Here is a 12,202-nt window from a genome sequence, read left to right on the forward strand (position 1 = left end):
CATGTGCAGCGATCCGTCACTGTTTTCGAATGGACACACCCGCGCCTGACCGTTATGGTCGCGCCCTTCAACAAAGGGGCAAGCATGGGCTATCTATTATTCGTTACGCTGATACAGGCGTTTTCCTTCAGCCTGATTGGCGTTTACCTGGCCGGTCACGTCGACAGCTATTTCGCGGTGCTGATTCGCGTCGTGCTGGCCGGGCTGGTGTTCATCCCGTTGACACGCTGGCGTCAGGTCGAGCCGAGTTTCATGCGCGGGATGTTGGTGATCGGTGCCTTGCAGTTCGGCATTACCTACGTGTGCCTGTACCTGAGCTTCCGGGTGCTGACCGTGCCGGAAGTGCTGTTGTTCACCATTCTCACGCCGCTGCATGTGACGCTTATCGAAGACGCGTTGAACCGGCGTTTCAATCCATGGGCGCTGCTGGCGGCACTGGTCGCGGTGCTGGGCGCCGGTTTCATCCGCTATGACGGGCTGGACGGTGATTTCCTCGGCGGCTTCCTGCTGCTGCAACTGGCGAACTTCACGTACGCGGCGGGGCAGGTGCTGTACAAGCATCTGGTGGCGCGTCATCCCAGCGACCTGCCGCATTACCGGCGCTTCGGCTATTTCTACCTGGGCGCGCTGATCGTGGTGCTGCCGGCATTTCTGATGTTCGGCAATGCCCAACGTCTGCCGGAAGATTCGTTGCAATGGAGTGTGTTGCTGTTTCTGGGCCTGTGTTCCACAGCGCTGGGCATGTACTGGTGGAACAAGGGGGCGTGCATGGTGAACGGCGGCACCCTGGCCGTCATGAACAACCTGCATGTTCCGCTTGGGTTGCTGGTTAATCTGCTGATCTGGAATGAGCACGAAGACTTCACCCGCTTGTTCGTTGGTGGCGGCATCATCGTGGCTTCGGTGTGGATCAGTCGGCGTGGTGTTGTTCGCGAGGCCAGGCTGGTGCGTTGATCACATAAGCCAGGAAAAATCGAAGCGCGGCGCCCGCAAGGGGTGCCGCGCTGTCACAGCAGGTTGGGTCAGCTGCCGCCGCCGGAACCGCCACCGCCATCCGAGCCGCCGCCACCGCCCGCGCCGCCTGCGGCACCCGAGCCACCGGCGCCACTTCCGGCACCGCCGGTCCCACCGTTGCCACCACCTGCGCCGCCATGGCTGGAGCCCCCTGCGCCGGGGGCGCCACCCGGCCCTGCCTTGCCTGGATTTGCGGTACCGGTATCGGCACCACCACCCGTGCCGCCGGTCCCGGTGTCAGAACCTGTGCTGGTGCCGGTACCACCCGAATTGCCGCCTGCACCGCCACTCTGCGTCCCGCCGGGCGTAACCGTCGACCCCGCACCCTGACCGGGTGGAAGCGCCGTTGCGGTATTCAAGTCACTGGCTGCAAAACTCAAAGGCGTCATTGCCCCGAGGCATAACGCAAGTGCAAGTTGATGAGGGCGAATCATTTTCATGATGGAACTCCTTTTTGGGACTACCAATGATTCGGCTCCTGCACGGCGACACCGTGCCATCCGGGCGACGGATGGTCGGTGGCAAACACAGGTTCCTGCTGGCGGGTGCCCATCCGACTCCGTTTTGCCAAGGGCTGAGAGGCTTTCGACGACTAACGCTCAGCCAACCCCACCCGCATATCCGCCCCACTTGGCTGTTGATACAGACTCAGCCCGAATTCGGGCATTACCGCCAGCAGGTAGTCGAAGATATCGCCCTGGATGCGCTCGTAATCGGCCCAGACGGTGGTGCGGGTGAAGCAGTAGATTTCCAGCGGGATGCCCTGCGAGGTGGTCTGCAGTTGGCGGACCATGCAGGTCATGTCCGGATGGACGCCAGGATGGCTTTTCAGATAGGCGAGGGCGTAGGCGCGGAAGGTGCCGATATTGGTCATGCGTCGGCGGTTGGCCGACATTTCCGCAACGTTGCCCTGCGCCTGGTTCCATGCCAGCAGTTCAGCCTGTTTGCGGCCGATGTAGTCGGTCAGCAGGTGAATCTGGCTGAGGCGCGCTTCTTCATCGTCGCGTACGAAGCGCACTCCGCTGGCATCAATGAACAGGCTGCGTTTGATGCGACGTCCGCCCGATTGCTGCATGCCGCGCCAGTTGCGGAAGGACTCGGACATCAGGCGCCAGGTCGGGATGGAGACGATGGTTTTGTCGAAGTTCTGCACCTTGACCGTGTGCAGTGTGATGTCCACCACATCGCCATCGGCGCCAACCTGCGGCATTTCGATCCAGTCGCCAACGCGCAACATGTCGTTGCTGGTCAGTTGCACGCTGGCAACGAAGGACAGCAGCGTGTCCTTGTAGACCAGCAGGATAACGGCCGACATGGCGCCCAGACCGGACAGCAGCAACAGCGGCGAGCGGTCGATCAGTGTGGCGACAATGATGATCGCCGCAAAAATGTAGAGGATCATTTTCGCCAGTTGCACGTAGCCCTTGATCGAGCGCGTCCGGGCGTGGGTGGTGCGGGCATAGATATCGAGCAGGGCGTTGAGCAGAGCGCCGATGGCCAGGGTCATGAACAGGATGGTGAACGCCATGGCGATGTTGCCGATCACCGTCTTGCTGGCATTGTTGAGTACCGGGATCAGGCTCAGGCCGAACTGGATGACCAGCGACGGTGTCATCTGCGCCAAGCGATGAAATACCTTGTTGTGGCGCAGGTCGTTGAGCCAGTGCAGCGCGGGCTGGCGACCGAGCATTTTGGTGGTGTGCAGAATCACGAAGCGCGACAGACGTCCCACCGCCAGCGCGGTGAGCAGCAGCAGGCCGAGTGCCAGCCCGGCGTGCAGCACCGGGTGTCGGTCGAGCATGTCCCAGAGTTCCTGAGCGCGGCGCCAAAGCGATTGAATATCCATGAAACGTGATGAGTCCGTGTGAAAAAATGCGGGGCGCGATTAGAGCATTACCGTCGCGGCTATGGCAGCGATGGTAAATCGAGTAACAAAAAAAGGCTCCAAGTGGTAAAGAAACTCGGCCCCGGCGCTCGAAACCGTTAGGCTATGCAGCTGTATCTATGTTTTTCGTCGAGGTAACACCCGTGTTTTCCGAATTCGCCCTGCATGAACGTCTGCTGAAAGCCGTGGCCGAGCTTAAATTTGTCGAGCCTACGCCTGTGCAGGCCGCCGCCATTCCGTTGGCATTGCAAGGGCGTGACCTGCGGGTGACGGCTCAGACCGGCAGCGGCAAGACTGCCGCGTTTGTGTTACCGATCCTCAATCGCCTGATCGGCCCGGCCCGCGTGCGTGTTGATATCCGCGCCGTGATCCTGTTGCCGACCCGCGAACTGGCTCAGCAGACGCTCAAGGAAGTGGAGCGTTTCTCGCAGTTCACTTTCGTTAAATCCGGCCTGATCACAGGTGGCGAAGACTTCAAAGTCCAGGCCGCCATGTTGCGCAAGGTGCCGGACATTCTGATCGGTACGCCGGGTCGCCTGCTGGAACACCTCAACGCGGGCAATCTGGATCTCAAGCACGTTGAAGTGCTGGTGCTCGACGAAGCCGACCGCATGCTAGACATGGGCTTCTCCGAAGACGTCGAGCGTCTGGCGGGCGAATGCGCCGACCGCGAGCAGACCATGCTGTTCTCGGCCACCACCGGCGGAGCGGGCCTGCGCGAGATGATCCGCAAGGTGCTCAAGGACCCTCAGCATCTGCAGCTCAACAACGTCAGCGAGCTGGCTTCCGGCACCCGCCACCAGATCATCACGGCCGACCACAACGTCCACAAGGAACAGGTGCTGAACTGGCTGTTGGCCAACGAGAAGTATCAGAAGGCGATCATCTTCACCAACACCAAAGCCATGGCGGATCGGTTGTATGGTCGTCTGGTCGCTCAGGAATACAAAGCGTTCGTGCTGCACGGCGACAAGGACCAAAAGGACCGCAAGGCGGCCATCGACCGCCTCAAGCAGGGCGGCGCCAAGGTAATGGTCGCCACCGACGTGGCGGCGCGCGGGCTGGACGTTGAAGGCCTGGATCTGGTGATCAACTTCGACATGCCTCGCAGTGGTGACGATTACGTGCACCGCGTGGGCCGTACCGGCCGTGCAGGCAGCGAAGGTCTGGCGATCTCCCTCATTTGCCATGGCGACTGGAACCTGATGTCCAGCATCGAGCGCTACCTGAAGCAGAGCTTCGAGCGTCGCACGATCAAGGAAGTGAAGGGCACCTATGGCGGGCCGAAGAAGGTCAAGGCTTCAGGCAAGGCTGTCGGTGTGAAGAAGAAAAAGACCGATGCGAAGGGCGACAAGAAAAAGACCGCCGCCAAAGGCCCGACCAAGCGCAAGACCGTGAACCGGCCCAAGTCCGATCTGGTCAGCCAGGACGGCATGGCACCGCTGAAGAAGCGCAGCACGCCGGCACCAGCGGCGGAGTAAGCGCTGCAGGAGCAGCGTCGTACTGTGGGAGCGGACTTGTCCGCGAAGCATTAGTACAAGCACCACATATCCGTCGCCTGTGCCGGCCTCTTCGCGAACAAGTTCGCTCCCACAAATTACCTCATGTCCTGTGGGAGCGGACTTGTCCGCGAAGCATTAGTACAAGCGCCACATATCCGTCGCCTGTGCCGGCCTCTTCGCGAACAAGTTCGCTCCTACAAAATCACCTTATGTGCTGTGGGAGCGGACTTGTCCGCCAAGCATTAGTACAAGCGCCACATATCCGTCGTCTGTGCCGGCCTTTTCGCTAACAAGTTCGCTCCCACAAAATCGGCTCACACTGCATCGCTCAAATCACCCATCCGCCTTCTGCGCGGCGGTATCCAGCTCTTTCATTCGCTGATCGATCAGCTGGCATTTGTCCGGCTGATCTTTCGCAGCGGTTTCAAGTGGCATGTCTTCCAGTTCCTGATTGATCTCTTTGGCCTTTTGCGGATTCTGCTGGGTCAGTGTCCTGACCTTCTCGGCCAGTTGTTCTCGCTTGAGCGTGGCTTCTTCCGGGGTGCAGGCCCAGGCCGGTGCGGTGCAGAGCAGGCTGATGGCAACGACGATGCTGGCGGCGATCTTCATGGCGACCTCTTCTTTGCGGTGGTGGCTGCTGCGGTTGAGCGGCCAACGGCGGCACTAGTTCAGAGCAGCCGCCCGGCGCCACTGCTGAACCGCCGTTTCAGGTCAGGGTCACAACCATGAGTCGCAAGCCCGTGACCGGACGTCATGGGCCATTCATCCATGCTGGACGGAGGCTGAACACCATGACTTATGACTGGGACCTTATTGAACGACTGCTCCACGAAGTGCAAAACAGCGCGGGTTCATCCTTCGCGCCGCGCAAGTACGCCGAAGACCATGCCGCAGCCAAGGCGGCCGAGGGCGAGGCGCCAGGTAACCTGGACCATCTCAAACAGCAGGCGGCTGATCTGGAAGCAGTGCTGGTCAAGCACCACTACATCGAACCGCGCCCAACGGAAGAGGGCGGCACTGGTTCCAATTTCGTGCTGACGCCACGAGGCTCAAGCCTGCTGGCGATGATCGACAGCAGCATTCCCGGTAATGACCATCCACGCCAGGTGCTGGATGAGCAGGACGATGCACTCGACCCTGTAACCTTCGATGAAGTAGCGTCCAAGGCACAGGTTGCCTGATCCTTTGAGTCAGGTGGCGCGACGGCTTCAACCGGCCGCGCGCGCTGCCTTCAGGCAATTGAGATCAGTAAAGTCATTGCGCATGTCGGCAATCCTGCCAAGCAGACGAGTACGTTGATCCGGCGTACTTTTCGCGAAAACCTCCGCCAACAGTTCAATCGCTGCCTTTTCGGTGCGGTCATAGGCTTCACGATATTCGGGCGTCCAGAAGGTTTCGCGGTCCTGCAGCAATGCGGTGATACGCTGCGGGAATTCGCCGGACTGGCGTTCCTGAACCGCCTTCAGGAACAGGCCTTGCCAGCGAACGCGATTCTCGACCCATGCACGGTTCTGCTCACCAAGCGACGCCGACCAGCTCTGAATCGCGTCTTTCTGTGCCGGGGTGAGTTTTCCAAGCCAGGCGCTCAGGCGCTTGTCCATCCGATCGGCACGCTCGGCGATCTGGCGCTCCAGCGGCTCATTGACGTAACGGTTCTCGCGCTTGCGCTGGTCTTTGACGAAAGCGGCTTCGAGTTCCTGAACCTGCTTGTCATCGACGCGCGACAGCAGTTCGATTGCCGACGGCGTGATCTGGCGGGAGATCTGGCCGATGGCCTCCTTGGCTTCTTCGGTGCGGGCTTCCAGGCCGGTAACCGTAACCTGATCGTTCTTGACCATCTCTTCCAGACGGTCCAGCCACGTCAGATAGCTCGGCAGCTGGGTGCTGCAATGCCAGCTCAGATGTTGCTTGAGACGTTCGTCCAGCCAGCTTTTCTGCTCGGTGTTCATGTCCAGATAGTCGTTGAGCGACCACGGAATGATGACGTCGAGATTGCGGTAAGCCAGGCCTACCTGGTTGCAACCCATGAGCAGTGACGCGACTATCGACCAGCTAATGAAAGTTCTAAGCAGCAACCGCATGACAACTCCTCAGCGTGCAGACGTACAGTAGAGAAGCTTAGGGCCTGGCAGTTCAACCGCTAGAAGAATGAGCGGACGGCTTTGAGGGTAAAAGTCTGTTCGCAGCGTGGGTTGTGTCCGGCGTACACATTACAGTCGCCGCCACTGAGACTTGAATCGCTATAGATCAGGTTCATGTCGATCCCCAGCCATGGGCGCGTGAGGTTCAGGGACCAGTCGTTGAAGCCGCTGACCAGCGCGCCATCCGAGCCGACCTGCGGCGTGTCGAACTGGTGGGTCGCATACTGCATGCGCACGCCCAGCCCCAATCGCTCGATGGCGCCCAGATCGATGAACACTGTGCTGTCGCGGCGGCCCACGTCGTTGCTGAAAGCGGCACCTACCCGACTGTCGAGCACCCGCAGTCCGGCGTAGAACTCATGACTGTCGATCTGATCGGTATCGGGGTAGCTGTAACGGATCATCCCCAGTTCGTAGCCCAGGGTGCTATCGAATGGCTTCTTGAAGCCCATGTAGGAGTCCACTTCAAGATTGCTGTCCTCAACGACGCCCATGTTCGGCGACCATTGCCCGACGTAAAACCCGCTGTCGTGAGTCAGGTCCAGCCCGCCGTGGAACGAGCCCGAGCCGCCATTGGGCGTCACCAGGCCCTGCGCCATGCTGCGCGTCGGAGTCGTACCCAGTTTGAGGGCGAAGTCACCCAGTTCCCGCTCCATGACCTGGGCGGCAAGGGGTTGGCAAATGAACAGCGCGCCCAAGGTCAGCGCAGGTAGTCGAAGATTGAGCATGGCTCACTCCCTGGTGTGTCGAGGAGTGGTGGTCAGATTGGCGTATCGAAAGCGGCATGGAAGCCCGACACAAGCCGCGAGCTAGAGCCTTGCAAGCATAACGGTGAAAAGAGCCTGACGCGGACCGTTCGTCGATCCGCGGAGCGTCAATTGGCCGCAGTGGCGTCGGTGGCAGGGATGATCAGGCGACGAATCACGACCAGCGCCTGTTCGAAGGACGGGTAGCCGCTCTTGGCCACGTCCAGTTCGGCGTACCTGGCCCGGTAGTGTTCGGCCTGTTTTGGATCGCTGATGGTCAGCTGCTGAGACAGCAATGCAATCGCCAGCGGATGCTCGTGGCTGGCAGCGTTATGAAGCAGGTCGATAATTTGTTCCTGATCACCCTGTTCACGGATCATCAGCACTGCCTGATAGAAATCGGCTTCGCCCGAGGTGTCGTCGGCGGTGGCGCGACGCAGCAGGGCGTGGGCGAGCTCGTAGTTCTCACGGTCGGCCTGACTGATCAGCAGCTTGGCCTGCAACATGTCGTTCTGATACAGCAGATGCTCCGCGCGACAGGAGCGGTCGCTGAGCGGGCTGTCGCCTACTCCGTCGTCACAAGGCTGCGACGCACAGCCGCCCAGACACATCAGAGCGCCGAAAAGCATCCAGTTCTTCATTCGTGAATTCCGCAAATGAGACAACATACCGGGCGAATTCCTACCGGACTGGTTGAAGGATCTGACGAAAAGATCTGAAGAGAGAGTAGCAGCGTGGCCGGAAGAATTTCCAGCGCGAGGCAGGCAATCTAGCGCCCCGGTGCAGGGCGCATAGAGATCGACAGCGGGGATTACTTTTTGCCGAGGTTGATCTGCTTGGTCGGTGTGAAGGTCTGGCCGCTCACGCCTTTGGCGATCTGCTGGATTTCACCGCCGGACTTCAGGAAAGCTGCGATCTGGGCGTTGATCGAATCGCTCGTTTCAACGGCTGGAGCGGGCTTCGCTTTGGAGTGAGATGCTTTGATACGCATGGCTGCCATTTACCTTCATAAACGTAGTACGGCCAGCCACCTTACAGCAAACGCTCGCCTCCCGCTTGGGTATATAGCCTCCGCGTAACGCGAACCATTGCCCGGCTGCATTGATGAACCGCTGCGGAGCAATCGATAACAGCCTGTTTTCGCTGGAGTCTTTTGCGATCCGTCAGTCGTTTTATCTGACCGGCGGCATCGTCCGAAAACTGACGAGTGGACGATTGCTCCGGGCGTATCCGGCACCGGGAATAGCGGCCCAAACTCAGGTAGAATGCCGGCCACGCAAAGAGGGTATCTGCACATGGCTTTAATCGGGCGCTACAACAGCTTGCAAATCGTCAAGCACACAAATTTCGGGCTGTATCTGGATGGCGCCCAGGACGGCGAAATTCTGCTGCCCAATCGTTACATCCCCAAGGACGTTCCTACCGAAGATGAAGACTGGCTCAACGTCTTTGTCTATCTGGACAGCGAAGACAAGCTGCTCGCCACCACCGAAAAGCCCAAGGTTCAGGTCGGCGAGTTCGCCAGCCTCAAGGTGGTCGAAGTCAACAGCATCGGCGTGTTTCTCGATTGGGGCCTGCCCAAGGACCTGCTGCTGCCTTACTCGGAAGAGAAGCGCACCCTGCAGGCTGGCGATTACTGCGTGGTCCACGTTTATCTCGACAAACACACCCGCCGCATCACCGCCACCGCGCGCCTGGATCGCTACCTCGACAAGACGCCGGCCAATTACCGCGTCGGTCAGGAAGTCGACTTGCTGGTAGCCGAAGCAACCGACATGGGCTTCAAGGCAATCATCAACAACAAGCATTGGGGCCTGATTCACAAGAACGAGGTGTTCAAGTTCCTGCGTCCAGGCAAGCAAGAGAAAGGTTTCATCAAGGAAATCCGTGCTGACGGCAATATTTCCCTGAGCCTGCAGCCTGTAGGGGTCGAGGCGGCCAGCAGCCTCAATGCCAAGATTCTGGCCAAGCTGCGCGAGAACGGCGGCACGCTGCCAGTCAGCGACAAGAGCGATCCGCAGGTGATCAGCGGGCTGTTCGGCGTCAGCAAGGGTAACTTCAAGAAAGCGATTGGCGGTTTGTACAAGGATGGCCAGATCGTGATTCACGCGGATCGCATCGAGCTGGCCTGACCGTGGCAGAAGCCGAGGCTCTCTGAGCCTCGGGCTTCAATGCGAAAGCTGTTCGATTTCCTGCCTGAAACGCTCGAAGGGCAGGGTGCCGTTAAACACCTTGGCCTGTTCCAGCGGCTGCTCGGCGTGCCGCAGCAGCAGAACAGGCACCGCCCGCAAACCCAGCCGCTCCGCTAATTGCTCATCCGCCGAGACTTGCTCTGCGTACAGGTTGTCGCTTAGCGCCCGTTGCAGATCGTCGAGGTCAAGTCCGGTCGGGCCTGCCATGTCAAGCAAAGTAGGCGTGTGGCCGATGTCCTGGCCGAATTCGAAAAACGCCTTGAAAGCGTGTCGATTGAACGCGTCGAAACGGCCGGCCTTGCGCGCAAAAGCCGCCGCTTCCAGCAGCTTGCGACTGCGCGGCTGCACGGTCGGCAGGTTCATGACCACATTACGTTTGCCCGCCAGCGGCAGCACGGAGCGCGACCAGTTGGCGCGCAGGTAATCGGCATCCGGGTCGAGCTGGGCTACCGACTCGGGCCGAAGCTCGAAGGCGTGCCAGTTGAGCTCCACGCGGGCACCGTATGTCTCTTGGATTTGATCGAGCACCGACAACTGCAGATAGCAAAACGGGCAGACGTAATCACTCCAGACGTCGATTTTGAAAGGTCCATCAGTGTTCATTTGCAAAACTCCATAACCGCTAATTAACACTGACTCGTGGAAGCCTCCAAAAGTGCTACCCAATATGAAAACAGTGTTTTCTGGCGGACGTACGGAGTGTGCCGCAGCGTCGCGCTGGAAGGCGCTTGCCTGCGACGACGCAGCGATGATTACTTCTGCACAAACCCCGCAAAACTCAGGTTGCTGCCCTTGGGGCGCATGTCCTTGAGGAAGGAGTCCTTGTCGGCGCTCAACTCCAGGCTGATGGTAGGTTTGCGTTTGCCGGCGTTGCGTACTTCCAGGCCTTCGATGTGATCGCGCAGGAACACCGTGGTGACCTTCAGATGTAGCAGTTGGTCGCTGGCCGGTGTGTGCAGCAGCAGATGCATCCATTCGTACTGGCCGACCTGGATACGGGTCAGGGGCAAGTCGAACCACCAGATGTTGCGTTTGGTATCCAGCAACGCGAAATGGGTGTTGTTGACGCCGAGCACGGCACCGCCCAATTCCTGATTTCTGCGTGCGATGGCGAGCTTTTTATCGAGTTTCATAATGTTCCTGCGAATCGGTCTGTTCGGCGTGTCCGGCGCTGCCTGACGAGCGCGCGGCGCATTCTCGCATGTGCGCGCCTGTCGAGGGGACGAACGACACCCGCCAGCGAAAAAAACTTGAAACTCTTGGAGACGAGCCCGTGTCCATCCTTATGTCAGGCTTATAACGAGCCCTTGCAACGCGGTCTTCAAACCGCAGGAGAACCACATGAGCAGCACGACCGATAAAGTCAAAGGCGTAGCCAACGAAGCGGTAGGCAACATCAAGCAAGGCGTGGGCGAAGCTACGGGTAATTCCAGACTCAAAGGCGAAGGCAAGGCTCAGGAAGTCAAGGGCGAAGGCCAGCAAGTCAAAGGCGACGTGAAAGACGCTGTGAAAAGTGGTGTCGATAAGACCTGACGCTGGTGACCCGACGAACGTTTCGGGAATGATGTACAGCTGACGGTCATCCCAGGATGGCCGTTATGCTATCTGCTTTCAGACTGAAACCTTTTATGGCCCGTTCAGTCCATTTGGCACCGGCAAAATGACTGTTCGTCATACACGCCGCACCTGTCTACGGCGTGGTCGGGTCTGATGTTCAAAGGTTTGGCAGTTATGGAGCGAAAGGAGCCGCCATGATATTCCCCACATTGCGTAAACTGCCAATGGGCAAAGTGATGGTACGTACCGTCACCGAATTCATCGACGACGAGATGTCCACCTATGCTTCGGCATTGGCTTATCAGATGCTGTTCTCGTTGTTCCCGTTCCTGCTGTTCCTGATCGCCTTGATCGGTTTCCTGCACCTCCCCGATTTCTTCTCCTGGCTGCGTCTGCAATCGGAGCTGGTCCTGCCGCCCGAAGCGCTGGATCAGGTCAATCCTGTTATCGATCAGCTTCAGCAATCGACCGGCGGCCTGTTGTCCATCGGTATCTTCATCGCGCTCTGGACCGCTTCGGCGGGTGTGCGTCTGATGATGAGCGCCATGAACGCCGCCTACGATGTGGTTGAAGGGCGTCCGGCCTGGAAACGTCTGCCGCTGTCGGTGCTGTATACCGTGGGAATCGCCGGCATGCTGTTGGCCGCCGCCGCGCTCATGGTGCTCGGGCCGCAGGTCATGACCTGGATTGCCGCGCAGGTTGGCCTGGAGGACTTTATTGTTACTCTGTGGACGGTTCTGCGCTGGCCAGTGATCATTCTGCTGCTGATGGTCGCCGTAGCGTTGATGTATTACGTCATGCCGGACGTGAAGCAGGACTTCCGTTTCATTACCCCAGGTTCGGTGCTGGCTGTGGTGGTATGGATCGTCGCTTCGCTGGGCTTTGCCTATTACGTCCGCACGTTCGCGGACTACAACGCGATGTACGGAAGTATTGGTGCGATCATCGTTCTGCTTTTGTACTTCTATATTTCCGCCGCGGTGCTGCTGTTGGGCGCGGAAATGAATGCGGTGATCGAGCACATGTCCGACGAAGGCAAGGACAAGGGCGAGAAGGATGCCGGTGACGGCACCGGCGAAGAGTCAGAAAATGCCAAGCGTCACGTGTCCGGTCTGGGCCGCGATCACTCCAAACCCAGTGTTCTGAAATCCGACGAAAGCTGACC

General features: G+C 59.2%; 15 protein-coding genes. 6 read left to right on the plus strand and 9 right to left on the minus strand.

Annotated features, from left to right (window positions below):
• The first annotated feature begins 84 nt into the window (after positions 1–84).
• Positions 85–954, plus strand: coding sequence for a carboxylate/amino acid/amine transporter (locus tag J3P77_RS05705; RefSeq protein ID WP_434680225.1), 870 nt, complete (start codon positions 85–87; stop codon positions 952–954).
• Between the two features lie 68 nt (positions 955–1,022).
• Here J3P77_RS05705 and J3P77_RS05710 read toward each other — a convergent pair whose 3' ends face one another.
• Both J3P77_RS05710 and J3P77_RS05715 read right to left on the minus strand, forming a co-directional pair.
• On the minus strand, positions 1,023–1,454 hold the full coding sequence (locus J3P77_RS05710; RefSeq protein WP_434680227.1) for a hypothetical protein: 432 nt from the start codon (positions 1,452–1,454) through the stop codon (positions 1,023–1,025).
• Positions 1,455–1,606: 152 nt separating this feature from the next.
• A complete protein-coding gene (locus J3P77_RS05715; RefSeq protein WP_434680228.1) occupies positions 1,607–2,860 on the minus strand; it encodes a mechanosensitive ion channel family protein in 1,254 nt (417 codons plus the stop codon).
• 182 nt (positions 2,861–3,042) lie between these two features.
• Here J3P77_RS05715 and J3P77_RS05720 point away from each other — a divergent pair, with 182 nt between their 5' ends.
• Entirely contained in the window at positions 3,043–4,380 is a 1,338-nt protein-coding gene (locus J3P77_RS05720; protein WP_434680230.1) for a DEAD/DEAH box helicase, read from the plus strand.
• Positions 4,381–4,734: 354 nt separating this feature from the next.
• Here the strand turns inward: J3P77_RS05720 and J3P77_RS05725 are convergent, their stop codons facing one another.
• On the minus strand, positions 4,735–5,010 hold the full coding sequence (locus tag J3P77_RS05725) for a hypothetical protein (RefSeq protein WP_434680232.1): 276 nt from the start codon (positions 5,008–5,010) through the stop codon (positions 4,735–4,737).
• 182 nt (positions 5,011–5,192) lie between these two features.
• Here J3P77_RS05725 and J3P77_RS05730 point away from each other — a divergent pair, with 182 nt between their 5' ends.
• A complete protein-coding gene (locus J3P77_RS05730; protein ID WP_434680234.1) occupies positions 5,193–5,582 on the plus strand; it encodes a transcriptional regulator in 390 nt (129 codons plus the stop codon).
• Positions 5,583–5,609: 27 nt separating this feature from the next.
• Here the strand turns inward: J3P77_RS05730 and J3P77_RS05735 are convergent, their stop codons facing one another.
• From J3P77_RS05735 to J3P77_RS05750, 4 genes are all read right to left on the minus strand, one after another.
• Complete coding sequence (locus J3P77_RS05735) at positions 5,610–6,482, minus strand: DUF6279 family lipoprotein (RefSeq protein WP_434680235.1); 873 nt, start codon at positions 6,480–6,482, stop codon at positions 5,610–5,612.
• 59 nt (positions 6,483–6,541) lie between these two features.
• Entirely contained in the window at positions 6,542–7,270 is a 729-nt protein-coding gene (locus tag J3P77_RS05740; protein ID WP_434680236.1) for a TorF family putative porin, read from the minus strand.
• A 146-nt stretch (positions 7,271–7,416) separates the two neighbouring features.
• On the minus strand, positions 7,417–7,929 hold the full coding sequence (locus J3P77_RS05745) for a hypothetical protein (protein ID WP_434680238.1): 513 nt from the start codon (positions 7,927–7,929) through the stop codon (positions 7,417–7,419).
• A 170-nt stretch (positions 7,930–8,099) separates the two neighbouring features.
• Positions 8,100–8,288 (minus strand): hypothetical protein, encoded by a 189-nt coding sequence (locus J3P77_RS05750; RefSeq protein WP_434680240.1) that lies wholly within the window; start codon positions 8,286–8,288, stop codon positions 8,100–8,102.
• A 295-nt stretch (positions 8,289–8,583) separates the two neighbouring features.
• Between J3P77_RS05750 and J3P77_RS05755 the strand changes: the two genes are divergently transcribed.
• On the plus strand, positions 8,584–9,420 hold the full coding sequence (locus J3P77_RS05755) for a CvfB family protein (protein ID WP_434680241.1): 837 nt from the start codon (positions 8,584–8,586) through the stop codon (positions 9,418–9,420).
• 36 nt (positions 9,421–9,456) lie between these two features.
• Here the strand turns inward: J3P77_RS05755 and J3P77_RS05760 are convergent, their stop codons facing one another.
• Both J3P77_RS05760 and J3P77_RS05765 read right to left on the minus strand, forming a co-directional pair.
• Positions 9,457–10,083 carry a DsbA family oxidoreductase gene (locus J3P77_RS05760; protein ID WP_434680242.1) on the minus strand — a complete coding sequence of 209 codons (627 nt, stop codon included), beginning with the start codon at positions 10,081–10,083 and terminating at the stop codon, positions 9,457–9,459.
• 149 nt (positions 10,084–10,232) lie between these two features.
• Positions 10,233–10,613, minus strand: a complete 381-nt coding sequence (locus J3P77_RS05765) for a hypothetical protein (protein ID WP_434680243.1) — start codon at positions 10,611–10,613, stop codon at positions 10,233–10,235.
• Between the two features lie 208 nt (positions 10,614–10,821).
• On the opposite strand from J3P77_RS05765, the gene J3P77_RS05770 reads away from it, so the two are divergent.
• Together J3P77_RS05770 and J3P77_RS05775 are read left to right on the plus strand one after the other, a co-directional pair.
• Positions 10,822–11,013, plus strand: coding sequence for a CsbD family protein (locus J3P77_RS05770; RefSeq protein ID WP_434680245.1), 192 nt, complete (start codon positions 10,822–10,824; stop codon positions 11,011–11,013).
• 218 nt (positions 11,014–11,231) lie between these two features.
• Positions 11,232–12,200: a YihY/virulence factor BrkB family protein gene (locus tag J3P77_RS05775; protein WP_434680246.1), complete on the plus strand. Its 969-nt coding sequence runs from the start codon at positions 11,232–11,234 to the stop codon at positions 12,198–12,200.
• The last annotated feature ends 2 nt before the right edge of the window (positions 12,201–12,202 follow it).

Origin of the sequence: Pseudomonas sp. R1-18, from assembly GCF_051132095.1 — a bacterium.
Taxonomy (GTDB): domain Bacteria; phylum Pseudomonadota; class Gammaproteobacteria; order Pseudomonadales; family Pseudomonadaceae; genus Aquipseudomonas.